At 62.1% G+C, this 21,197-nt stretch carries 24 protein-coding genes, 1 tRNA gene and 1 pseudogene; 8 read left to right on the top strand and 18 right to left on the bottom strand.

The features are described 5' to 3' along the window. Positions 1-23: 23 nt before the first annotated feature. Positions 24-1,007: a glycosyltransferase family 8 protein gene (locus AC1DYC_RS04055; protein WP_477404169.1), complete on the bottom strand. Its 984-nt coding sequence runs from the start codon at positions 1,005-1,007 to the stop codon at positions 24-26. A 55-nt stretch (positions 1,008-1,062) separates the two neighbouring features. Continuing rightward, entirely contained in the window at positions 1,063-2,115 is a 1,053-nt protein-coding gene (locus tag AC1DYC_RS04050; protein WP_477404167.1) for a glycosyltransferase family 8 protein, read from the bottom strand. Positions 2,116-2,278: 163 nt separating this feature from the next. Here AC1DYC_RS04050 and AC1DYC_RS04045 point away from each other — a divergent pair. Further along, a tRNA-Pro gene (locus AC1DYC_RS04045) sits at positions 2,279-2,355 on the top strand. 83 nt (positions 2,356-2,438) lie between these two features. Here AC1DYC_RS04045 and AC1DYC_RS04040 read toward each other — a convergent pair. The 4 genes from AC1DYC_RS04040 to AC1DYC_RS04025 all read right to left on the bottom strand — a co-directional run bounded on the left by AC1DYC_RS04040 (position 2,439) and on the right by AC1DYC_RS04025 (position 4,778). Beyond that, the gene (locus tag AC1DYC_RS04040) at positions 2,439-2,996 is read right to left on the bottom strand and encodes a CatB-related O-acetyltransferase (RefSeq protein ID WP_477404165.1); all 558 of its coding nucleotides are present in this window, start codon (positions 2,994-2,996) and stop codon (positions 2,439-2,441) included. A 14-nt stretch (positions 2,997-3,010) separates the two neighbouring features. After that, complete coding sequence (locus AC1DYC_RS04035) at positions 3,011-3,799, bottom strand: hypothetical protein (RefSeq protein ID WP_477404163.1); 789 nt, start codon at positions 3,797-3,799, stop codon at positions 3,011-3,013. Positions 3,800-3,848: 49 nt separating this feature from the next. Next, a complete protein-coding gene (locus tag AC1DYC_RS04030) occupies positions 3,849-4,307 on the bottom strand; it encodes a YbaK/EbsC family protein (protein ID WP_477404161.1) in 459 nt (152 codons plus the stop codon). A 189-nt stretch (positions 4,308-4,496) separates the two neighbouring features. Continuing rightward, a complete protein-coding gene (locus tag AC1DYC_RS04025; RefSeq protein WP_477404159.1) occupies positions 4,497-4,778 on the bottom strand; it encodes a helix-turn-helix domain-containing protein in 282 nt (93 codons plus the stop codon). Positions 4,779-5,072: 294 nt separating this feature from the next. Here AC1DYC_RS04025 and AC1DYC_RS04020 point away from each other — a divergent pair, with 294 nt between their 5' ends. After that, on the top strand, positions 5,073-5,687 hold the full coding sequence (locus AC1DYC_RS04020; protein WP_477404157.1) for a hypothetical protein: 615 nt from the start codon (positions 5,073-5,075) through the stop codon (positions 5,685-5,687). Positions 5,688-5,855: 168 nt separating this feature from the next. Further along, complete coding sequence (locus AC1DYC_RS04015; protein WP_477404155.1) at positions 5,856-6,065, top strand: hypothetical protein; 210 nt, start codon at positions 5,856-5,858, stop codon at positions 6,063-6,065. A gap of 234 nt (positions 6,066-6,299) precedes the next feature. Here the strand turns inward: AC1DYC_RS04015 and AC1DYC_RS04010 are convergent, their stop codons facing one another. After that, positions 6,300-6,503 carry a hypothetical protein gene (locus tag AC1DYC_RS04010; RefSeq protein WP_477288985.1) on the bottom strand — a complete coding sequence of 68 codons (204 nt, stop codon included), beginning with the start codon at positions 6,501-6,503 and terminating at the stop codon, positions 6,300-6,302. A gap of 347 nt (positions 6,504-6,850) precedes the next feature. Between AC1DYC_RS04010 and AC1DYC_RS04005 the strand changes: the two genes are divergently transcribed. Both AC1DYC_RS04005 and AC1DYC_RS04000 read left to right on the top strand, forming a co-directional pair. After that, positions 6,851-7,825, top strand: coding sequence for an ATP-grasp fold amidoligase family protein (locus tag AC1DYC_RS04005; RefSeq protein WP_477404153.1), 975 nt, complete (start codon positions 6,851-6,853; stop codon positions 7,823-7,825). Positions 7,826-8,108: 283 nt separating this feature from the next. Then, positions 8,109-8,378, top strand: a complete 270-nt coding sequence (locus AC1DYC_RS04000; protein WP_112561333.1) for a hypothetical protein — start codon at positions 8,109-8,111, stop codon at positions 8,376-8,378. A gap of 73 nt (positions 8,379-8,451) precedes the next feature. Here AC1DYC_RS04000 and AC1DYC_RS03995 read toward each other — a convergent pair whose 3' ends face one another. From AC1DYC_RS03995 to AC1DYC_RS03965, 7 genes and pseudogenes are all read right to left on the bottom strand, one after another. Further along, positions 8,452-8,754: a hypothetical protein gene (locus tag AC1DYC_RS03995; protein WP_477404151.1), complete on the bottom strand. Its 303-nt coding sequence runs from the start codon at positions 8,752-8,754 to the stop codon at positions 8,452-8,454. Positions 8,755-8,842: 88 nt separating this feature from the next. After that, positions 8,843-9,385, bottom strand: coding sequence for a MerR family transcriptional regulator (locus AC1DYC_RS03990; protein WP_142868005.1), 543 nt, complete (start codon positions 9,383-9,385; stop codon positions 8,843-8,845). 188 nt (positions 9,386-9,573) lie between these two features. Next, positions 9,574-9,897 carry an integration host factor subunit alpha gene (locus AC1DYC_RS03985; protein WP_477242842.1) on the bottom strand — a complete coding sequence of 108 codons (324 nt, stop codon included), beginning with the start codon at positions 9,895-9,897 and terminating at the stop codon, positions 9,574-9,576. Between the two features lie 102 nt (positions 9,898-9,999). Next, a pseudogene (locus AC1DYC_RS03980) lies at positions 10,000-10,860 on the bottom strand (beta-ketoacyl-ACP synthase III); the annotation flags it as partial. A 24-nt stretch (positions 10,861-10,884) separates the two neighbouring features. Beyond that, positions 10,885-11,955 carry a phosphate acyltransferase PlsX gene (plsX, locus tag AC1DYC_RS03975; protein WP_477404149.1) on the bottom strand — a complete coding sequence of 357 codons (1,071 nt, stop codon included), beginning with the start codon at positions 11,953-11,955 and terminating at the stop codon, positions 10,885-10,887. A gap of 143 nt (positions 11,956-12,098) precedes the next feature. Continuing rightward, positions 12,099-12,647, bottom strand: coding sequence for a YceD family protein (locus AC1DYC_RS03970; RefSeq protein WP_477404147.1), 549 nt, complete (start codon positions 12,645-12,647; stop codon positions 12,099-12,101). A 38-nt stretch (positions 12,648-12,685) separates the two neighbouring features. Beyond that, entirely contained in the window at positions 12,686-13,228 is a 543-nt protein-coding gene (locus AC1DYC_RS03965; protein ID WP_477404145.1) for a ubiquinol-cytochrome C chaperone family protein, read from the bottom strand. Between the two features lie 115 nt (positions 13,229-13,343). On the opposite strand from AC1DYC_RS03965, the gene AC1DYC_RS03960 reads away from it, so the two are divergent. The 3 genes from AC1DYC_RS03960 to AC1DYC_RS03950 all read left to right on the top strand — a co-directional run bounded on the left by AC1DYC_RS03960 (position 13,344) and on the right by AC1DYC_RS03950 (position 15,758). After that, the gene (locus AC1DYC_RS03960; protein WP_477404143.1) at positions 13,344-13,856 is read left to right on the top strand and encodes an outer membrane protein assembly factor BamE; all 513 of its coding nucleotides are present in this window, start codon (positions 13,344-13,346) and stop codon (positions 13,854-13,856) included. A 356-nt stretch (positions 13,857-14,212) separates the two neighbouring features. Next, positions 14,213-14,758 (top strand): dTDP-4-dehydrorhamnose 3,5-epimerase family protein, encoded by a 546-nt coding sequence (locus AC1DYC_RS03955; protein ID WP_477288967.1) that lies wholly within the window; start codon positions 14,213-14,215, stop codon positions 14,756-14,758. 43 nt (positions 14,759-14,801) lie between these two features. Continuing rightward, positions 14,802-15,758 (top strand): glycosyltransferase family 2 protein, encoded by a 957-nt coding sequence (locus tag AC1DYC_RS03950; protein WP_477404141.1) that lies wholly within the window; start codon positions 14,802-14,804, stop codon positions 15,756-15,758. Between the two features lie 87 nt (positions 15,759-15,845). Here the strand turns inward: AC1DYC_RS03950 and AC1DYC_RS03945 are convergent, their stop codons facing one another. From AC1DYC_RS03945 to AC1DYC_RS03930, 4 genes are all read right to left on the bottom strand, one after another. Further along, positions 15,846-17,987, bottom strand: a complete 2,142-nt coding sequence (locus AC1DYC_RS03945) for a sodium-translocating pyrophosphatase (protein WP_477301659.1) — start codon at positions 17,985-17,987, stop codon at positions 15,846-15,848. A gap of 261 nt (positions 17,988-18,248) precedes the next feature. After that, entirely contained in the window at positions 18,249-19,001 is a 753-nt protein-coding gene (locus AC1DYC_RS03940) for an ABC transporter permease (RefSeq protein WP_477404139.1), read from the bottom strand. Beyond that, on the bottom strand, positions 18,998-19,936 hold the full coding sequence (locus AC1DYC_RS03935) for an ABC transporter ATP-binding protein (protein WP_477404137.1): 939 nt from the start codon (positions 19,934-19,936) through the stop codon (positions 18,998-19,000). Before AC1DYC_RS03935 ends, AC1DYC_RS03940 begins: the two co-directional genes overlap by 4 nt. Beyond that, on the bottom strand, positions 19,933-21,096 hold the full coding sequence (locus AC1DYC_RS03930; protein ID WP_477404135.1) for an ABC transporter permease: 1,164 nt from the start codon (positions 21,094-21,096) through the stop codon (positions 19,933-19,935). The genes AC1DYC_RS03935 and AC1DYC_RS03930 overlap by 4 nt, the downstream gene beginning before the upstream one ends. Positions 21,097-21,197 lie beyond the last annotated feature (101 nt).

The following is a 21,197-nucleotide window of genomic DNA, read 5'->3' as shown; positions in this document are numbered from 1 at the left end:
GACTGATTGCAGAGATATTTCATCTATCGCGCGATGCCGGCGACCCGTTCGGGGTATTGCACGGCCAGCATCGAATTGTCGGCATGGCTGGCAAAGATTGCACTGACCTTTTCCGCGTCGAACCTCGCCCTGCGTTTGCGCTTCTCGTCGTTCAGCAAAATGCCGCTGATGGCGTCGAACTTGCGTCCGAGGTTCTTCAACAGGCCTCTCTTGACCGGCCAGCTGCGGCTGAAGCGGCCGGCCCAGGGCGTGCCTTTCGCCAGATCGCGGTAGATCGCCATGGCGTCGATCTCGACACCGACCGGGCGAGGCTCCCAAGGTTTGCCCCAGGCGAAGTGACGGGCGTAGGACCTGCTGAACGGGATCTGGCTGCTGTAGTTGGTCATCACGTTCCAGAACGGATGCATCGTCTGCCACCGGCCTTCGAAGGCCACGTTCAACGCGCCTTGATCCATTCCGTAGACATGTTCCGACGCCAGTTGCCGCGTACGCTCCAGGAGCCCCTCAGCCCTGAGTAGCGGCATGTTGAAGAGAAGAACGCCAGCATTGAATTTCGGCGCACCGGGCTGCATCGGCAGATGTTGCCTGTACTTCGCGTCGAAGTAGGTCTGCTCATCGTGAGCGGCCAGCAGCGGCGCGTTGAGCGGTGTGTTGCAGAGATCGGCTATCGATCGGTTGAAGAGCACGTCGGCGTCGGAATAGGCGATGCGGTCATATGGCTCGAATTCAGGCAATTTATCCGCGAACAGCCTGATGTAGGTCGCAAGGGTGGGATGCGTTCCACGATTGAAGTTCGTCGCCTCCATGAACTTCGTTACGTCGATGATGCCGATCCTCCCACCGAGCAAACGTTCGCCGGCAGACCGGTCTTCGGCGGGGATAATACCGGTGTGCAGAATAAAGCCGTCGACGGGGGCGGAGACATCCAGCACGCGGCGGGCCGCCAAACAGGCATACGGGAAAAAGTTTTGGTCGGTAGCGAAAAAGAAACACGCCCTATGCGACATAGCCCAACTCTCCATCTGCCTGAATCCTCCGGGGCTTAAGGGTCCGTCGGGCCTCTCAGCCGAAACCGCCCAGCGCTTCTGGAAACTGCGCGGCCATAGCACAGGCGTTGGCATGCTCCACATACAGCCTATGTGTCTTGCCGCCATCGTAGTAAGCACGCCGTTTTTTCCGCTCGTCGTTCAGCAGAAGACCTCGAGCAGCGTCGATGCGGCGGCCAAGCCTTTTCAGCACGCCCCGCTCGAACGGAATGTGTTGCTGAAAGCGTGGAAGCCATGGCGTGTCCTTCGCGAGGTCGCGGTAGACCGCCAGGGCGTCGAGTTCTACGCCAACCTGGCCTCCCCATGGTTTGCTGCCGGAAAAGTGCCGAGCATATGCCTGAGAGAATCGGTAGTCCTTGGTGTAGTTGGACATCAAATTCCAGTTTGGGTGCATCGTCTGCCACTTGCCCTCGAAAGCGATGTTCAGCGCGTTCTGGTCGTTCAGCTTTTTTTCGATGGCGACTTGGCGGGTGCGTTCCAAAAGGCCCTGAGCGCGCACAGCCGTCATATCAAACAGCAGCACGCCTGAATTGAAGTACGGTGCTCCCGGCTGCATGGAGAGCTTTTGTCTATAGGTCGGCAGGAAGTACATATAGTCGTCGTGCGCTGCCAGCAGCGGGGCTTGAAGCTGCTGGCTTGTCAGATCCCGGATGTCTCGATTGAACAGCACGTCGCAGTCGGTATAGGCGATGCGGTCGTAAGCCTCGAAGTCAGGCATCTGATCGGCGAAGAGTCGAACAAACGCCGCGATGCTGCTGTTACGAAACCCGGACCTTACTTCTTCCATGAATGAGGAAACGTCGACCAGTTCGACCTGGTCCTTGAGGAGACGCCGGCCCGCCTGCATATCATCGTCGTTTACGCCGACGTGAAGAATGAAGCCGGGGGTGGCCCCGGCGGAAACATCCATTATTCTCCGCGCTGTAAGGCAGGCATACGGGAAATAGCCGCCATCCGCAGCGAGAAAAAAGCAGGAACCTGACAAACTCGGCCTTCCCTGATCGAGGTTGGCGAGCCATATCGTCTTGGTGTTGCGCCGACAAGACCGGATGGCTCTCGGACCTCGCATCTGTCCAAGGGATTCTGGCGTTTATCTCACGGCTATCCAGAAATCGGCCGGTGAGCTCGGACGGACCTCGTTGCCTGGTCACGCAATATTCGCCCAGTTCGTTCACATGCGCCGTTTTAGCGCTTGCACCATAACCCTTGAAAATATATGGCTTTGCGCGGTCCGGAGTGTAGCGCAGCCCGGTAGCGCACTTGACTGGGGGTCAAGGGGTCGTCGGTTCGAATCCGGCCACTCCGACCAAACAACACAGGCTGTTAGCTGCTTCCCCCAAAGTGGCCACGTGATTTCTCAGCCGCATTACAGCCACTAGCAAAATGCGTTTCCTACGGCGTCACGCCGGCGTGTCGCTCCAGGAAAGGCTCGATGGGCCCTGTGAGAAAAGCAGCCTCCTGCTTGATCTTCTCGTCGCTCCATGCCCACCACCGGATCGCCAGCAATTTCGCAATGACGTCCTCCGAAAACCGATAGCGGATAAGCCTGGCCGGAACCCCGCCGACGATTGCATATGGCGGCACATCCTTGGTGACAACGGCGCCGGCCGCAACGATGGCGCCATCGGCAATGTGGACGCCTGGCATGATCATCGCATGACGGCCGATCCAGACATCGTTGGCGATGGTAATGCCGACGGGTTTGCCACCGCGCTCAGTGGGGTCAACGGAGTCCATCATGCGGCTATGGATCGGAAATGTGGTTGCAGCCCAAGGCACGTGACTTCCCCCGGAACATTCAAAGCTGACGTTGCCGGCGACTGAACAGAACGCCCCGATGGTCAGCGGAGTGGTGGCAGACGCTCCAAGCACCTTCTTCCGGCTCACGCCATAGGTGTGACGTCCGAGGGTCACGCTTGAGGGCAGCTTGGATCGAAACGGATTTTTCATGCGGAGCCACCCCGTCACGGTGATCTCCTGAGCTTCTGGCGCAAGAGATCCGCGGGAGTTCGCCACAGACGATATCGACTGGCCTTTGCAACCTGCTGGACGACTGGCACCTTGCCATAAGCGTTAAAGAACGCATGAACACGCGGCTCAGCAAACTGCTTTTTACCTCGGGTGTTGTAGTGTCGGATCGGCAGGCCATGAGGGCTGATAGTTCTGCCGTTTTGAGAAAGGGCTACCCCGAGGCAGAACTGTTCTGGCGCCCACGTGTCGGTCACCTCATAAACGGCCTTGATAGCTGCGAAGGCGTCCACCATGGCACTGAGGTTATCCCGGTGGATTCCTACGATTCCGCTGTTCCACATCGGTTCCTGGCCGGTCAGGACCTGGCCGCCGATGCTGATGTCCTTGCCCGGCAGCGCGCTCTGATAGATACGGTGCGGCCCTTCGCACAGGCGCATAAAGGAATGGGTCGCAGAGATCGAGCGGAAGACCTTCGACGGGTCACCCACCGGGTACATGTCGGTGTCCATGAAAAGGAGCCGATCTGCTCTCTGCAAAAGCTCACGCATAGCCCCGGCCTTGATGCCGAAATGGTAGCTTCCGCCGAAAGACCACTGGTCTTTCTGTTCGGCCGTTATGAGCATTGTCTCAACAGGATAAGCGTGAAGGAGTTCAGTCCTGTCCGTTGCGACGACTATTCTGGCGGTCGGGCAATGGTGCAAAAGCTTGAGGGCGCTGAGTAGGGCGCCGCGATGGTAAAGCTCGTTCTCACCATAGGCGATGTAACCAAAAACGTCGTTCATTTCAACACGTATAGTGCGTCGCCCAATCTTCTGCCAGCCGCTCAGCTCGCTACTGGCACACATCCACCCACTCTGCGTTGACGATCTCGGCCATGCGCTGCGGGCTGAGTCGTACGGCGGCGTTGGTGGCGCCGGCGGCGGGGACGACTTCATCGAAGGCACGCAGCGAGACGTCGCAATAGACCGGCAGCGGCGCCGGCAGGCCGAACGGACAGACGCCGCCGACAGGATGGCTTGTGGTGGCGACAACCTCATCGGCGTCAAGCATGCGCGGCTTGCCGCCGAAGCGGTCCTTGAATTTGCGATTGTCGAGCCTCGATAGGCCGCCGGCCACGATCAGCATGGTCTGCTCGCCGACGCGCAGGCAGATGGTCTTGGCGATCTGCGCCGGCTCCACGCCATGCGCCGCCGCTGCCAGCGCTACTGTCGCAGAACTCGCTTCGGTCACCAGGACTTCGACATCGGGGGCATGGGCAGCCAGAAAGGCACGCACGGTCTCAAGGCTCATTCTTCTCCTCCATTCGATCCGGCGGGCAACAGACACTTGTTTTTCGCAATTCCCAAGGGAAGAGCTACGCGCTTTTCCGGGGAAAACCGCTCATACTTTTCCTGGAATTGCTCTGGGCCACTCGAACATGAAAAAGCTCGCCAGGGCAAACCATGGCGAGCTTGTTGAGAGACGCCTTGGCGTCGCTGTTTACGAAACGGACCGATTTTCCACAGGCGCTGTTGGCGCCGGGGCATCGATCAGGGCCGTTTCCGGCAATTGCAATGCTGCGGCGATCCGGCGAAGTTTCGACGGATCGATGTCCTTGCCGCTCTCTATGTCGGCAATCTCGCTGGTCGACAGACCGCAGGTCAGGGAAAGCTCTTCAATACTGTATCCCTTTGTTTCCCGGATGGCTTTAAGGCCGGGGTGCTCAAGCGCAACATCGGCCGCCAGCCTGGAGAAGGGTTCGTGTTTCGCATTTTGGGGCATTGGCAACTCCATGGGGCTAAAGAGTTTTGGATCAAATCATAGGGTGTTGCCTGAGAGCCGGGACAATGCCCGCTCAAGGGCGATTTGCCAAGACCCAAACCGACCGTCACGGCATCGTGAACCGGCGTCAAAATCGCTGGCGCCAGGCATATGGGATCTCCGCCCCGATCCTCCTAATCAAGTTCTTTTGAAGGGTTGCACGCCGAAGTGTTCAGCGGTTTCAGGCTGCTCGCGCGTTAGCCTGATGTCGCTGGCAACCGCATCGGGCCAGCTTTCCCCAAAAGGATCATACCCATGACATTGAAGACATCAGCCATTGTGCTCGCCACGATCTCAGGCCTCGCCGGCGCCAGTCTGGTCGAGGCGCAAGCCGCCGACGCCGTGCGCATTCGTGGCACCGTTACCGCCTTTGCCGGATCGACGCTGACGGTGAAGACCCGAGAAGGCGCCACCGACGCCATCGCGCTGGCTGACGGTTGGAAGATCTTCGGTGTCGCCCAGGCGGACGCCGGGGATATCAAGCAAGGCGATTTCCTCGGAATCGCCTCGGTTTCAAAGGCCGATGGCGGCAGCGGCGCGCTGGAGGTGGTAATCTTCCCGGCTGCGCTCAAAGGCACCGGCGAAGGCGACCGTCCGTGGGATCTCGAGCCCAACAGCCGGATGACCAACGGCACGGTTGCCGATGTCACCGAGATTGCGGGCCGCTCGGTGACGCTGACCTACGACAATGGTCAGAAAAAGCAGATTGCGATCCCGCAGACGACACCGGTGGTGACCTTCGCTCCGGCCACACCGGCCGACCTTCAGCCCGGCGCCGTGGTGTTCGTCAACGCCGAGCGTGGCAGCGACGGCACGCTGACTTCCGGCCGGGTCGTGGTTGGCAACAACGGTGTCGTTCCGCCGATGTGAGCGGTTGCTGCGCCTGCGAAGGCGCCAGACACAATCCAGAAACAAAATTCTACAGTCGGGAAAAACTGTCGAAAAATTCGGAGGCGATAGTCATGGCTGCGGGGTTCACGTCACCGATCTTGCCCGGTGGCGGTCAAATTCAGCCCGCGCAGAAAAGGAAACGAAGTCATGAAGAAGTCCCTCCTGTCGGCTCTCGGGCTCGCTTTCGCCCTGGCTGTCTCGCTGCCGATTATCGGCGCCAGCAGCGCGGACGCAGCTCCGATGGCGAAGAAGCATCACCACCACCATCATCATCACTACAAGCATCACAAGAGGCATCACCGCCATCATCACCACCACCACCATCACCACAAGAAGGTGGAAGCCAAGAAGGCCTGAGCCGGCTGACTTGCGCGATGGGAAGGCTGGTCTTGGAGTCCTCGCCAAGGCCGCCTTCCCATTGGCTTCTCCCATGCGGGACGTGGCAAGGTGGAGGCAGGATTCGATGGCTTCCATGCACCAGCAGGCTTGAAACACAGCGCAGCCCAACGAATTGACCAGGGGCACAGCCGAGGCAGCACAGCGGTTGCAACCTAGAGGACGCCGCGGGTGTCTCAGTGTCGCCGGAACCCGCTAGGATGGCGCCGCGAACGCGAGCACGATCGCGATCAAAATCAACAGCGGTCCCATCCATTTGAAATGCTTCGCCACTTGCAGCCACCACGGCTGCTGACCCGGCTGAGCCTGAAAAGGACTTTGGAGCAGTCCAAAGCCAACGCCTGTCATCCATAGCCCAACGCAGAACATGATGAACTCGTCGATGTAGTTTGCGATCACGCCCCGCCTCCTGCGCCGATATCTTTGGATTGGCGTTATAGCCGCAGCCGGATGGGGCAGTAAGTGCGGTGCCAAGGCGGCGACAATGACTGCTGCCGCCACCTGACAAGAGCCGGACTCGGTCTTGGCCGGCCATTTTCCAAGGATTCTGGCAAATTTAACAATGAGATTGCCCATGACCGAGGTGCAAAACCTCCAGTGAGGTCGCCGTCTATTCGGCGGCAGGCCGTGGAACCTGGGATCTACGGGGGCATGATACCGCCTGGATAATTTATGCTATGGGGATAAGCGCGGGTCGATCGGCCCGCTTGCCGGCCTGACAGGGATTTTCCCGAGAGGTATCCCTTATGAAGGCCAACATTGCGGCCAGACACCGTCTCGTTTTGGCTGTTGCGCGCCTGCTCATCACGCTTCGCCACCCGGCCCTGGTCGTTCGATTCGTCATGAAACTGGGCTATGTGCCCAATCCGGCCGCGCCTGAGAGCTATCACGAGCGGGTGCTCTGGCGAAAAATCTTCGACCGCAATCCGCTGTTCGTGACCCTGACCGACAAGCTCGCCGCCAAGGCTCATATAAGCAGCGCTTGCCCCGAACTGGCCTTGCCACGGACGCTCTGGTCCGGGCGCGACGCCATAGACATTCCTCTCGACCTGCTGGCCGGCGATATTGTCGTCAAGACCAACCACGGCTGCGCGATGAACATATTCGTTGCCGGTGGCGACCCCGGTCGCGGCTTCATCGTCGCCAAGGCGAGGCACTGGCTGAGAAAGCACTATGGCCGTCGCGATGGCGAGTGGGCCTATTGGCCTGTCGTTCGCACCGTGTTCGTGGAAGAGCGGCTGGCGCTCGCCGGCGCCAGGATCGCGACCGACATCAAGGTGCATGTCTGCGGCGGCGCGGTGACGCATGCCTGGGTCGAGGACAAGGTCGCGAAGCGCTCACTGCTTCTCGATCGGCACTCCAATCCGGTACCCGGGCGCGATCCGGATTATCCGCGCGAGGATCAGGCGGTGCCGGTCAATGCGCAGCTTCTCGACTATGTCCGTCAGGCGGTATCGATCGCCCCTGTCATCGCCGGCGACCTCGACTACATCCGCATCGACTTTCTGGTGACCGATCATCGGCTCTATGCCGGCGAGATCGTCGTCTATCCCGGCGCCGGCTATGGCACCACGACCAACCCGGCGTTCGCCGGCGAAATCGAGCGGCTGTGGCGGCTCGACCGGTCGCATTATCTGCAGCGGCGGCACAGCGGCCTGGCGCACATCTATGCCAGCGCGCTTCACGCCAAATGCAGGTCCGATGCCGGCCGTTCGCGCTAAAGCGCGTCGCGTTTGAACGGATTCAGGCGATGCGCTTTAGATCTTTGTTTTTATGCATGTCGTTCTCTCAAAACCGGGGCCACTTTTGAGCGACATGCGTTAGGCGCCGGCTGTTGGCGAAGGCTAAAAATCGACGCTGCGAAAAAACGCGAAGAAAATTCGAACCACGCATGAACCTTTGTTCTGGGCGCCGCACTAACCCGGCATGGGCGCCAAGAAGGCGATCCCCAACCCAGAAGGACGCCATGATGGCGATCCTCGATCCAGAGAAGGAAATGCTCAAATGACCAACTTCAAGCGCATCACGCTCGCCGCGGCTTTCGTCGTCTCGGCCTTCGGCTCGGCTTCGGTTTCGACCTCGGCTTTTGCCGGCGGCACGCATCCCACGGGCGACGGCGGCGCGGTTTGCAAGGGCGCCGGCCATTGCCTGGTGCTCTCGATCGAGTGCAAGGGCACCTATACCGACGCCACCGACAAGAATGGCACGGTCTATGGCAAGTGCAGCCAGACCGCGCAGGTTTCGCCGCAGGGCAAGATCAAGCTCGCCAAGTAGTCGGGCGCAGATCAAGGAAATGGCGGCCGTCCACGTGACGGCCGCCATTATCTGTTATTTTCGTGGAATTGTTTTAGCGCCGGCTGAGCAACAGGCTGGCGACCAGACCTACCACCACCAACCCGACAGCAGCCGCCGTCGCCGGATGATCGCGCGCCGTCTTTTCGACCGCCCTGCTCTGCTTCCTGATTGCCGGCAGCGCGTCGCTGATGCGGTCGGCAAGCTGCCCATAATAGTCCGACGCGGCATCGCGCCCGTCCTCGTAGTAAGCGCCGCCGCGTTTGGCCACGACTTTGCGCAAGGCGGCAAGCTCCTTGGAAAGGGTCGCGACCTGCTTTTCGAGATCAAGATCGGAGAGGGTCGAAAACGAAACCATGATTGTTTTCCTTCTTTTCAGAGAAGGCCAAACGCATGGCCGCAGAACCGGTTCCGATTTTGCTTGGGCCTGTCAATCGCCTAGAGGTCTAGCGCACCTGGTCGAGCAGGCGCTTGCACTCCAGGAGGTCGAACAGCGCCTCCTGCAGCAAGGCGCGGTTGTCGCGTGACAGTTTGGATGCGCCGGGCTGGACCGGACCTTCCTCCTCGGTCTTGCCCAGGCCGAAAAAACGGCGGCTGGGTTTTACCTTGGGCTGGCCGACCAGCATCTCGTCATCCATGCCGCGCGGCTGCGCTGCCGGCGTCAGCGGCACCTGATCGGCCTGCTTGCGCTGCGAGATCGCCTCGACGGCAGCCATGTCGCCATTGCCGATGGCGACGAGGAAATGGTTGCCGTTCTCGCGCAGCAGTTTTTGCACGCCCTTGATCGTGTAGCCCTGGTCGTAGAGCATGTGGCGGATGCCCTTGATCAGTTCGACATCCTGTGGCCGGTAATAGCGACGGCCGCCGCCGCGCTTCATCGGCTTGATCTGGTTGAAACGGGTTTCCCAGAAGCGCAGCACGTGCTGCGGCAGATCGAGATCCTCCGCAACCTCGCTGATGGTGCGGAAAGCGTCGGGGCTCTTGTCCATGGGCGAAATCCTCACGCTGGACGGCGATCCGGCTCATTGTGCCGAATCGAGCTTTATTTCAGCGGTTTATGAGACAACATTCAAGCCCGGCGTCAAAGAGGACCACCGTTTTCAACCAGCTTCGTGCATCCTTCACGCAATCCCGGACGGAAAACCGCTTCACACTTTTCCTGGAATTGCTCCGGAGCCTATTTGCTGCCCTTGGCCTTGCTGTTCTGGTGTGAGCGTAAGATGCGGCTCTTCAGCACGTTCGACGACTTGAAGGTCATCACCCGGCGCGGCAGGATCGGCACTTCCTCGCCGGTCTTCGGGTTGCGCCCGATGCGCTCATTCTTCGAGCGGACGTGGAACGTCGCAAAGGACGATAACTTCACCGTCTCGCCGCGAACGATCGCTTCGCAAATCTCATCCAGAACCGCTTCGACAAGCTCAGCCGATTCCGTGCGCGACAAACCGACCTTGCGGTAAACAGCTTCGGCAAGGTCGGCGCGCGTAAGTGTCTTTCCCCCCATGCGACCGTCCCATCAGCTCAAAAACATAAATCGATACAAGCAAAGGCAGAGCCTAAGTAATTGATCCGGCAAGGTCAAGGACCGAACCAGCCAGTTCGGCACTTACCAGCGGACCAGAACCGCGCCCCAGGTGAAACCTCCGCCCATCGCCTCGAGCAGCACCAGATCACCCTTCTTGATGCGGCCGTCGGCGACCGCCACTGAGAGAGCCAGCGGCACGGAAGCAGCCGACGTGTTACCGTGCAAATCGACGGTGACCACCACCTTTTGTTCGGCAATCCCGAGCTTCTTGGCCGAAGCGTCAATAATGCGTTTATTGGCCTGGTGCGGCACGAACCAGTCGAGGTCGGCGGCGGTGATACCGGCCTGCGAAAACGTTGCCTCGATGACGTCGGTGATCATGCCGACAGCGTGCTTGAACACTTCGCGGCCTTCCATCCTGAGATGCCCGACCGTGCCGGTGGTCGACGGGCCGCCATCGACGAACAGCTTGTCCTTGTGGACGCCGTCGGAGCGCAGGCTCATCGCCAGCACGCCACGGTCGGCAATGCCGCCGGTGCCTTCATCCGCTTCCAGCACCAGCGCACCGGCGCCGTCACCGAACAGAACGCAGGTCGAGCGGTCACTCCAGTCGAGGATGCGCGAAAACGTCTCCGCGCCGATCACCAGCACGCGCTTGGCGAGGCCGCCTCTGATGTAGAGGTCGGCGGTGGTCACCGCATAGACGAAGCCCGAGCACACCGCCTGCATGTCGAAGGCAAAGCCGTGATGCATGCCGAGCCGGTTCTGGATCTCGACGGCGGTCGCCGGAAAGGTGTTGTTGGGCGTCGACGTCGCCAGCACGATCAGGTCGATGTCAGCGGGCGTCAGGCCGGCGCTGTCGAGCGCAGCGCGCGCGGCCGCCTCGCCGAGCGATGCCGTCGTCTCGTCATCGGCGGCGATAYGGCACCGGTGCCGCGCACGACTGATCTGATCAAAGTGTCTTTCCTATTCCTTTGCGTCGACGGCGGCGTCGGCTTTCCTGTTTGCCTGGGCATGCGGATTGCGCGCATGAAACAGATCGAGATCGGCCTCGATGCGGTCGATCAGATTGTTGCGCACCATATCGTAGCCAAGCTCGATCGCTGCCGCAAAACCATCCGAATCGGCGCCGCCATGGCTTTTCACCACGATGCCGTTCAGACCCAGGAAGACACCGCCATTGGAGCGGCCCGGATCGAGCTTTTCGCGCAAGCGGTCAAAGGCGCCCTTGGCGAAGACATAGCCGATCCTGGCCATCAGCGTGCGGCTCATGGCGGCGCGCAGATAGCCTGAGATCTGGCGCACCGTGCCTTCCGCCGTCTTCAGCGCGATGTTGCCGGCAAATCCTTCGGTGACCACCACATCGACCGTGCCTTTGCCGATGTCGTCACCCTCGACGAAGCCGTGATAATTCATCGAAGCCATATTGGCCTCGCGCAGCATGCGCCCGGCTTCCTTGACCTCTTCCTGGCCCTTGATCTCCTCGACGCCGACATTGAGCAGGCCGACTTTCGGCCGGTCGATGCCGAACACCGAACGCGCCATGCCGGTGCCGAGAATGGCGAAATCGATCAGCTGGTGCGCATCGGCGCCGATCGTGGCGCCGACGTCCAGCACCACGCTCTCGCCGCGCAGCGTCGGCCAGATCGCCGCAATCGCCGGGCGGTCGATGGTGGCCATGGTGCGCAGGCAAAATTTCGACATCGCCATCAGCGCGCCGGTATTGCCGGCCGAAATGCACGCTTGCGCGCTGCCTGATTTGACCGCTTCGACCGCCTTCCACATCGACGACTTCCAGCGGCCATGGCGCAGTGCCTGGCTCGGCTTGTCGTCCATCCTGACCGCGATCTCGCAATGGTGGAACTCGCTGACCTCGGCCAGTTTGGGGAATTTGGCGAGCTCGGGGCGCACCACCTCTTCGCGGCCATAGATGATGAAGCGGATGTCGGGACGCCTGACAGCGACCGTCATGAGTGCCGGGATGACCACGTTTGGCCCGTGATCGCCACCCATGGCATCGATGGAAATCCTGATCACGCGGTCTTTATCTCACTAGCTTGGGCCAGGGCACACGGCCCGCGAAATACGAAACTCGCGAAATAAGGGGGCTCGCGAAGGTTCGGCGAAAATAGCGGTTTTGGGCTGCCGCACAACCGACTTTTCTCCGATCGCATCGTGTTTTAGGATTTTCTAAGCAAGGATCGCAGCTTTTGCTGGAATTCGTTCTCGACGGGCTCATCCGGGCCGGCGGCCTCGAGCGAGGCGCCGGACTTGCGCGGATAGGGATCGATCGCCAGCCCGAAGAACTGTTCGGCGAGCGCGCCGACATCGATCGTGTCGCCGGAAAAGGTTTCCGGGCCGTCCGGCCCGTCGGCGTCGAGCAGAATTTCGCCGCCGCCTTCGAAGCCTTCCCGTCCGAGCTTGGATTGCTCCGGCAGGAACAGCGCCTCGACCTCCTCGTCGATATGGGCCGCGATCGGCTCGAGAGTGACGATGCAGGCCTGGGTGATATCAGCCTCGACACGGCCGCTGACCTTGACGCCGTTGCGCTTCCACGGCGCCACCAGCAGCTCGGCGCGGTAGTTTTCGACCGAGAGCAGCTCGTGCTCGGCGGCAAGGGCGGCGCGCTGCTCGGCGTTGGCGTCGATCACCACAGGCAGGCCTTTGTGCGGCAGGCGACCGACATTGGCCTTGAATGACACTGGGCTCGGCGTGTCTGCATGTTTCATCTCAGCCTCCCTGCCTTCCCTCATCATTGCGCCCGCCTTCATTGTACCTTGGCGACGGGAAACGCCACCGTGCCGGAGAGGATCGATTCGGACGTCTGTGCCTCAAGCTGCTTTGCTGCATCGATCACATAGGATGCTAGCGGCAGGGCTTGCGGCCAGGCGCCGGCGTCGGGCCTGACATTGCGCGCCAGGGCGGTAGCCAGCGCATCGCCGTCACCGCGTTCAAGCGCGTCATCATAGGCAGCGGTACGGCCGTAGAACATTTTCGCCAGCTTCTTCATGCGTTTCGGCACGCCGACATCGCCAACACCCAGTTCCCGCAACGAATGCTCGACATCGAGAAAGAACTCGTCGATCAGCACCTGCGCGACCTCTTGCGCGACGCCCTCTTGGCCGCGCAGCCGGTGCTGAAACAGGAACATGTGCAGCGACAGCATCTCGAAACGGCCGAGTGGCGTGTCCGGTACATTCCAGTGGGAATAAAACACAGTCTGCCGCGCCGCTGCCACGATTTGTGCGTAAAGCGCCTCGGTGATAGCGCGGTTGGCGTTGCGTTCGCGGCCAAAAAGGCGCTGGAACATTGAGGGTGGTCTCCTGGGGACCGATAGTTTGAATGGGCCTTGTTGCATCGGCAAGCAAGCTGGTTTACCGGTTTTGCCGCCCAGCGCAAGTTGCGGCCAGCTAATGGAGTTGTTGTTGCGCGCGCTGAAATTCAAGTCGACTTTTCTGCCCGGGGCTACCGCGGCGGTTTCGCTGGTGTTGGTGGCTTCCGCGCTGTCAGGCTGCAATTCGTCCAAGATGTTCGGCGACCTTAGCCCGAGCGAGACGCTGACGCAGGGCTATGTCATCGACCAGCAGGCGGTCGACTCGGTGCCGGTGGGCTCCAGCCGCGAACAGGTGCTTCTGGCGCTCGGCACGCCGTCGACGACGGCGACCTTCGACAATGAGGCCTTCTATTACATCTCGCAGACGCGCAAGCGCTATGTCGCCTTCGACAAGCCGCGCCTGGTCGACCAGAAAGTGCTGGCGGTCTATTTCGGCGAGGACGGGCGCGTCACCCAGATCGCCAATTACGGCCTGAAGGACGGCAAGATGTTCGACTTCATCTCGCGCACCACGCCAACCGGCGGCAAAGACCAGAACTTCCTCAGCCAGATCATCAACGGCGCCAGCAAGTTCACGCCCCCCGTTCCTGGCGGCGGCGCCTAGGAACTCACTCGACATTCTTTCCTTGCTTCCCCGGAGGCAACACCATCTCAGGCGACCAAAAGCCCGTAGGAGCAATCCTGCGGGCTTTTGTTTTGATGTCATGAGGCCTGCTCGTCCGTCGCGCCCCGCCGCGCTTCGGACGGTGTCGTGCCAAATTGCCGGCGAAAAGCATGGTTGCTTGGGCTGGACGGAACGATGTTTTGGGCAATGCGGCCCTTCGACTCTGTCAGAAACGTCAAATGCAGCGAGGTCGAAACCCATCTGCAAACCTGGACGCATACTTGCCAGCGACGGGGCAAATTCGTATCAGACCGTGCTGGCCAATGGCAGTATCACGCTGAATTGGGGGAGCACCCGTGCAAGACAAAAACCGGACAAAACCAACCGGCTGGATGGCGACCGGGACGGCCGATGGCCAAGTGGTGACGCCGGACTGGATGCCCATCGAGCCGGTGGCGATCGATGGCGTAAGGGTCAAGGAGATCAGGCCGGTCGCAACCTCCACCGGCTATCTGACCGAGATTTTCCGCGAGGAGTGGGAGCTCGATTCCGAACCGGTCGGCCAGGTATTCCAGCGCACCTTGTATCCCGGCGCGGTGACAGGCTGGCATGCCCATGCAGAGACCATCGACCGGCTGTTCTGCTGCGTCGGCAGCGTTCGCATTTCGCTTTTCGATGGGCGCAAGGCCTCGCCGACCTTTGGCGCCGTCTGGCACAAGATCCTCGGCCCGTTGCGCCCTGCGGTGGTCATCATTCCGCCCGGCATATGGCACGGCGTTGCTTCGATTGGAGCGGAAACGGCGGTGCTGCTCAATCTCGTCGACAAGGCTTATGCCTACGATCAGCCTGATCACTGGCGCCTGCCGCCGGACACCGACCATATTCCCTACAAACTGGTGTAGCGTGGGGGCATCCGGGCAACCTGATGGGGCTGGCGGCACGCCGATGGTCTCGGTCCTCATCGCGACGCACAACCGGCCGGCAGCACTGCGGCAGGCGCTGACCAGCGTCATGCGCCAGACGCTGCAGGACTGGGAGGCCCTGGTCATCGGCGATGGCTGCAAGCCGGATACGGCGGCCGTCGCCGCAGAATTTCGCGATGCCCGCATCGTCTATATCGACCTCCCCGTCAATTTCGGCGAACAGTCGGGACCCAACAATATCGGCTTTGCCAGGGCGCGTGGCCGCTTCGTCGCTTTGCTCAACCACGACGATCTGTGGTTTCCCGACCATCTGGCGGCGATGACCGGCTGGATCGACGCGACGGGCGCCGACGTGGTGCTGGCGCGCGGCGCCGTCATTCGGCCGGCATCGGCGGCCGGCGATCCCGTCAATTCGATCTTCGGATTCGGCAAAGACGGCTTTTACGATCCCGTCACGACGGAAGCATTTGGCTCGGCACAGATGGTGCGCCGGACCTCGCTAGGCATCACAGGGCCTTGGCGACCGGCCAGCCAGTGCTTTTGCGAAAGTTCGCAGGACTGGCTGTTTCAGGCATGGCGAAAGGGCGCGGTGATCGCGACGATGCCGCACCTCACCGTAATCAAGCTGCATTCCGGCATCCGCCAAGGTTCCTATCTCGACGACAATGCGCAGGAACAGAAGGACCTTCTGGACGCCATGCAGGCGCCGGACGCCTTGCGCGTGAACATCCTTGGCCACGCGCGAGAACCCATTCAGCTGGCGGCGTCGAGCTATTTCAGGCGCAGGCTGATGGCGGCTCTTGGCATCCATCCCCGCGCCCGCGCCTTCCGCCGCAAGCACAAGCAAGGCGCCTTCGTTGCCCAGCTGCGGCACCTGCGTGGCCTGGCGCCGATGCCTGAGCGCGAGCCTGGCGTAAGCGAATTGCTCGATCGCTACCGCAAGCGCGGCGATGCCGGCGCCGAGCCGGATGAGAACTAGGAAGGCTTTCCCGCCTCCGTCCAGCACTCTCAAACAAAAAAACCGCGGGATCGCTCCCGCGGGTTTTCCTGGAGCAGTTGTTTTGCCTCAGCCGTGCGCGAGCACGGCCAGCAGCAGAAGCGCTACGATGTTGGTGATCTTGATCGCCGGGTTGACCGCCGGACCGGCGGTATCCTTGTAGGGATCGCCGACGGTGTCGCCGGTGACCGAAGCCTTGTGCGCTTCGGAACCCTTGAGGTGCTTGACGCCGTCCTTGTCGACAAAACCGTCCTCGAACGATTTTTTCGCGTTGTCCCAGGCGCCGCCGCCCGAGGTCATCGAGATGGCGACGAACAGGCCGTTGACGATGACGCCAAGCAGCGAGGCGCCAAGCGCTGCAAAGGCGGACGCCTTCGAGCCAGAGATGAGCAGCACGCCGAAATAGACGACGAGCGGCGCCAGCACCGGCAGCAGCGAGGGAATGATCATTTCCCGGATCGCCGCCTTGGTCAGAAGGTCGACGGCGCGCGCATAGTTCGGCTTGGAGGTGCCGGCCATGATGCCCGGGTCCTCGCGGAACTGCTTGCGCACTTCCTCGACGATGGCGCCCGCCGCGCGGCCGACGGCCGTCATGGCGATGCCGCCGAACAGGTACGGGATGAGGCCGCCGAAGATCAGGCCGGCGACGACGTAAGGGTTGGAGAGATCGAAGGAGATGTCGCCCATGCCCTGGAAGTAGGGATATTTGTCGCCATTGGCGGCAAAGAACTTCAAATCGTTCGAATAGGCGGCAAACAGCACCAGCGCGCCGAGGCCGGCCGAGCCGATGGCATATCCCTTGGTCACCGCCTTGGTGGTGTTGCCGACCGCGTCGAGCGCGTCGGTGGAGTGGCGTACTTCCTTGGGCAGGCCGGCCATTTCGGCAATGCCGCCGGCATTGTCGGTGACCGGGCCGAAAGCGTCGAGCGCGACAATCATGCCGGCAAGGCCGAGCATGGTGGTGACCGCGATCGCCGTGCCGTAGAGGCCGGCAAGCTGGTAGGTCGAGATGATGCCGCCGACGATGACGATGGCCGGCAGCGCGGTCGATTCCAGCGAGACCGCGAGACCCTGGATGACGTTGGTGCCGTGGCCGGTCACCGAAGCCTGGGCAATCGAGTTCACCGGGCGCTTGTTGGTACCGGTGTAGTATTCGGTGATCACCACGATGAGGCCGGTCACCAAGAGGCCGATCAGGCCGCAGATGAACAGATTCTTGCCGGTAATGGCCATGCCGGCGACGGTGCCGATTTCACCCCAGCCGAGGCATACCGAAGTGGCGACGGCGAGGCCGGCGATCGACAGCAGGCCGGTGACGATCAGGCCCTTGTAGAGCGCGCCCATGATCGAGCCGTTGGAACCGAGCTTGACGAAGAAGGTGCCGACGATCGAGGTCAGGATGCAGGCGCCGCAGATGGCCAGGGGATAGAGCATCGCAGCGCCCAGGACGGCGGTGCCGCCGAAGAAGATGGCGCCGAGAACCATGGTGGCGACAACGGTCACCGCGTAGGTTTCGAACAGGTCGGCGGCCATGCCGGCGCAGTCACCGACATTGTCGCCGACATTGTCGGCGATGGTGGCCGGGTTGCGCGGATCGTCTTCGGGAATACCGGCTTCGACCTTGCCGACGAGATCGCCGCCGACGTCGGCGCCCTTGGTGAAGATGCCGCCGCCGAGACGGGCGAAGATCGAGATCAGCGAAGCGCCGAAGCCGAGCGAGACCAGCGAGTCGATGACGATGCGGTCATTGGGCTGCAGGCCCATCGGGCCGGTCAGGATCAGGTAGTAGATCGAGACGCCGAGCAGCGCCAGGCCCGCCACCAACATGCCGGTGATGGCGCCCGACTTGAAGGCGATGTCGAGGCCGGCGGCAAGGCTGTTGGACGCAGCCTGCGCGGTGCGCACATTGGCGCGAACCGAGACGTGCATGCCGATAAAGCCGGCGGCGCCCGACAGCACGGCGCCGATCAGGAAGCCGACCGCTGCGGTGATGGAAAGCAGCCACCAGGCGAGAATGAGCACGACCACGCCGACCATGGCGATGGTGGTGTACTGGCGCGCCAGATAGGCCTGCGCACCCTCGCGGATGGCGGCGGAGATTTCCTGCATGCGTGCATTGCCCTGATCGGCCGCAAGAACCGATCGTGTCGCCCAAATGGCGTAAAGGATTGAAAGCAAGCCGCAGGCGATGACGGCGTATAGGATGGTCATTGCCGAATTTTCCTCGATTGGTGGCCCAAAAGAACCCCTCCCTGGGCCGTTGGTGCGGGGAGCGGATAAAGCCTAGGCGGAATCCGTCCTTCGCAGCGGTGTATGCGAAACAGGGCTCGGAACGTCAAGATATTGTTCGGTTTTTGCCCGGCTTTCAGCCAAAAGGGTTAGACCAGAACAGTCCGGTCGCCGCCGCCCTGCTATTAGATCGATTGAAATGACGTTGCGTCAGTCAGTCATGACGTGCAATCCGGCGGAAGGTCAGTCGCCGGTCCCCTGCCCCATGCGGCCCGCGGTGTAGCGTTCGACCGCCGATAGGCCATCATAGATCAGCACCGCCAGCGCCGCGACGATCAGGCCGCCTTGCAGGACGAAGGCGAGGTTGTTGGACAACAGGCCGGCGATGATCACCTCGCCCAGCGTCTTGGCGGCAACCGTCGAGCCGATCGTCGCGGTGGCCAGGCTGATCACCACCGACAGCCTGATACCACCCAGAATGATCGGAGCGCTGAGCGGCAGTTCGACCTTGATCAGTCTTTGCCAGCCGGTCATGCCGGCGCCGCGCGCAGCCTCCATGACATTGCCCGGCAGCGTCGTCAGCCCGGTCAGCGCGTTCTCGAAGATCGGCAGCAGGCCGTAGAGGAACAGTGCGATCAGCGTCGGCTTCTCGCCGAAGCCGACGGCGGGCACAGCCAGCGCCAGCACCGCAACCGGCGGAAAGGTCTGGCCGATGTTGACCAGACTGCGTGACAGCGGCAGGAATTCGGCGCCGGCCGGCCGGGTGACGAGGATGGCAAGCGCAACGGCGACGATGGTGGCGGCCACAGTGGCGATCAGCACAGTTCTGAGATGCAGCAGCGTCAGCGTCAGCAGGCTGCCCTGATTGTAGATCGCCGGCGCATTGTTTTCGGTCAGCGGCTTCAACAGCGGCTCGAACCAGCCGGGATTGCTGACGAAGGCAATGAGCAGCACCACCAGGGCCAGCCTGAGCAGCGAAGGCAACCAGGCTTTCATGCCGGCCTCGCCGCGCGCTTGACCAGCCCGTCGACGGTAACGCGACCGAGCGGCTTGCCGTCTTCGCCCTTGACCGGCAGTGCCGGCCGGCCCGACCACAAGAGCTCCGCCAGCGCATCGCGCTGGCTGGCCTCGCCGGGGATCGCCTCGCCTTCGGCGGTGCCCTTCTCCACGGCGTCGCGCACGCGGCCGAGTGACAGAAGCCGGAACGGCTTTTCGCTGGCGCCGACCAGGGTTTCGACGAAAGCGTTGGCAGGCCGCGCCAGGATCTCTTCCGGCTTGGCATATTGCACCAGCTTTCCGGCATCCATGACCGCGATCTTGTCGCCCATGTGCACCGCCTCTTCCATGTCGTGGGTGACAAGGATGATAGTGGTGCCGAAGCGCTTCTGGATCGCCAGCAAATCCTCCTGGGCCTTGGTGCGGATGATCGGGTCGAGCGCGCCGAACGGCTCGTCCATCAGAAGCACGTTGGGCTCGGCGGCGAGCGCGCGGGCGACGCCGACTCGCTGCTGCTGGCCGCCGGACAATTCGTGGGGGTAGCGCGGTCCGTACGCCTCGGGGTCAAGCTGGTAGAGCGTCATCAGCTCGGCGACACGGGACTTGATGCGCGCGCTGTCCCAGCCGAGCAGCACCGGCACGGTGGCGATGTTCTGCGCCACCGTGCGGTGCGGGAACAGGCCGTGGCCCTGGATGGCGTAGCCGATGCTGCGGCGCAGCTCGTAGCCGGGAAGCGAGCGGTTGTCGTTGCCGTCGAGCTTGATCACGCCGGCGGTCGGCTCGACCAGCCGGTTGATCATTCTGAGCAGTGTCGTTTTGCCCGACCCGGAGGTGCCGACGATGACGCAGACCGTGCGCGGCTCGATGACCATCGACACGTCGTCCACCACGGTCGTTGCGTCATAGCGCTTGGTAATGCCTTCGATCTCGATCATGCCGTTTCAACCCTGCGCTTGGTGGCGGTCATTTCGATGATGGCGTCGAGGATGATGGCCGCGGCGAAGGCCAGCGCCACTGTCGGCACGGCGCCGAGCAACACCAGGTCCATCGCGGTCTGGCCGACGCCCTGGAACACGAACACACCAAAGCCGCCGCCGCCGATGAGTGCTGCGATGGTGGCGAGGCCGATGTTCTGGACCAGCACGATGCGGATGCCGGTCAGGACGACCGGAAAGGCCAACGGAAACTCGACACCGAACAGGCGCTGGCGATCGGTCATGCCCATGCCGCGCGCGGCATCATTGGCCGCCCGCGGTACACCGGCAAGCCCGACCACGGTGTTGGCCACCACCGGCAGCAGCGAATAGAGGAACAGCGCGACGAAGGCGGGTGCGGTGCCGATGCCTCTGATACCGAGCGCTGCAGCGCCCGGCACGTGGGCTGCGACCCAGCCGAGCGGCGCGATCAGCAGGCCGAACAGCGCGATCGAGGGAATGGTCTGGACGATGTTGAGCACATTGAGCACGCCGGCGCGCAATCGCTCGACGCGATGGCACAGTATGCCGAGCGGCAGGCCGACGATCACGGCGGCCGCCAGCGAACCCAGCGCCAGCGTGATGTGCTTGGAGCCTTCGGCCCAGAAACTGTCGGCGCGGTTGGCATATTCCTTGAGGATCGACAGGCTGTCCCATTGCCCGGAGACCAACAGCAGGCCGATCGCGATGGCCGCAGCGACAAGCACGCCGACGCGAGCCAGAGGCGACAGGTTCAGCCTGGTCAGCACATCGGCCAAAAGCAGCGTGAAAGCGAAGATCAACAGCCAGAAGCCGGAGGCCGGCGAGATTCGGGCAAAGGTGTTGCCCGCCGGCGTCAGGAAGGTGCCGGCAACGCCGATCAAAATGGCAAGGGCGGCAAGTGCCACGACGCTTGCCGCCAGGCGCAGGACAAGCGGCGTTTTCAGCAACGCAACAATTGCGGCCACGACGACAATCGCCAGCAGCAGCGGCCCTATCGTGGGGGGCAATGCCTCCAGGATCGAACGCGCCTCGCCGGGCACGATGCGGTTGGCGCGGAAAGTGGCGAAGGAAGCGAAGAACGCGGCATAGGCAACGATCGCCGCGATGACGACGCCGAGCTTGTCGAACCGGAGGGTCATGAGGCCCACTCGTGCGGAGCGGTGTGCTCTGAGCGGGATGCAGGATGGAAAGCTCCGCGCGAGGCACCCCCCTCTGGCCTGCCGGCCATCTCCCCCTCAAG

The organism is Mesorhizobium sp. P2_E7 (assembly GCF_056403855.1).
The sequence above is the reverse complement of the archived record's forward strand: the minus strand, read 5'-3'. Positions and strand labels throughout refer to the sequence as shown.

What these genes read in the sequence shown, in the direction of transcription:
- AC1DYC_RS04055 (WP_477404169.1), bottom strand. Translation starts at nt 1,007, where the DNA reads ATGTCGCATAGGGCGTGTTTCTTTTTCGCTACCGACCAAAACTTTTTC.
- AC1DYC_RS04050 (WP_477404167.1), bottom strand. Translation starts at nt 2,115, where the DNA reads ATGCGAGGTCCGAGAGCCATCCGGTCTTGTCGGCGCAACACCAAGACG.
- AC1DYC_RS04040 (WP_477404165.1), bottom strand. Translation starts at nt 2,996, where the DNA reads ATGAAAAATCCGTTTCGATCCAAGCTGCCCTCAAGCGTGACCCTCGGA.
- AC1DYC_RS04035 (WP_477404163.1), bottom strand. Translation starts at nt 3,799, where the DNA reads ATGAACGACGTTTTTGGTTACATCGCCTATGGTGAGAACGAGCTTTAC.
- AC1DYC_RS04030 (WP_477404161.1), bottom strand. Translation starts at nt 4,307, where the DNA reads ATGAGCCTTGAGACCGTGCGTGCCTTTCTGGCTGCCCATGCCCCCGAT.
- AC1DYC_RS04025 (WP_477404159.1), bottom strand. Translation starts at nt 4,778, where the DNA reads ATGCCCCAAAATGCGAAACACGAACCCTTCTCCAGGCTGGCGGCCGAT.
- AC1DYC_RS04020 (WP_477404157.1), top strand. Translation starts at nt 5,073, where the DNA reads ATGACATTGAAGACATCAGCCATTGTGCTCGCCACGATCTCAGGCCTC.
- AC1DYC_RS04015 (WP_477404155.1), top strand. Translation starts at nt 5,856, where the DNA reads ATGAAGAAGTCCCTCCTGTCGGCTCTCGGGCTCGCTTTCGCCCTGGCT.
- AC1DYC_RS04005 (WP_477404153.1), top strand. Translation starts at nt 6,851, where the DNA reads ATGAAGGCCAACATTGCGGCCAGACACCGTCTCGTTTTGGCTGTTGCG.
- AC1DYC_RS04000 (WP_112561333.1), top strand. Translation starts at nt 8,109, where the DNA reads ATGACCAACTTCAAGCGCATCACGCTCGCCGCGGCTTTCGTCGTCTCG.
- AC1DYC_RS03995 (WP_477404151.1), bottom strand. Translation starts at nt 8,754, where the DNA reads ATGGTTTCGTTTTCGACCCTCTCCGATCTTGATCTCGAAAAGCAGGTC.
- AC1DYC_RS03990 (WP_142868005.1), bottom strand. Translation starts at nt 9,385, where the DNA reads ATGGACAAGAGCCCCGACGCTTTCCGCACCATCAGCGAGGTTGCGGAG.
- AC1DYC_RS03985 (WP_477242842.1), bottom strand. Translation starts at nt 9,897, where the DNA reads ATGGGGGGAAAGACACTTACGCGCGCCGACCTTGCCGAAGCTGTTTAC.
- AC1DYC_RS03970 (WP_477404147.1), bottom strand. Translation starts at nt 12,647, where the DNA reads ATGAAACATGCAGACACGCCGAGCCCAGTGTCATTCAAGGCCAATGTC.
- AC1DYC_RS03965 (WP_477404145.1), bottom strand. Translation starts at nt 13,228, where the DNA reads ATGTTCCAGCGCCTTTTTGGCCGCGAACGCAACGCCAACCGCGCTATC.
- AC1DYC_RS03950 (WP_477404141.1), top strand. Translation starts at nt 14,802, where the DNA reads ATGGTCTCGGTCCTCATCGCGACGCACAACCGGCCGGCAGCACTGCGG.
- AC1DYC_RS03945 (WP_477301659.1), bottom strand. Translation starts at nt 17,987, where the DNA reads ATGACCATCCTATACGCCGTCATCGCCTGCGGCTTGCTTTCAATCCTT.
- AC1DYC_RS03940 (WP_477404139.1), bottom strand. Translation starts at nt 19,001, where the DNA reads ATGAAAGCCTGGTTGCCTTCGCTGCTCAGGCTGGCCCTGGTGGTGCTG.
- AC1DYC_RS03935 (WP_477404137.1), bottom strand. Translation starts at nt 19,936, where the DNA reads ATGATCGAGATCGAAGGCATTACCAAGCGCTATGACGCAACGACCGTG.
- AC1DYC_RS03930 (WP_477404135.1), bottom strand. Translation starts at nt 21,096, where the DNA reads ATGACCCTCCGGTTCGACAAGCTCGGCGTCGTCATCGCGGCGATCGTT.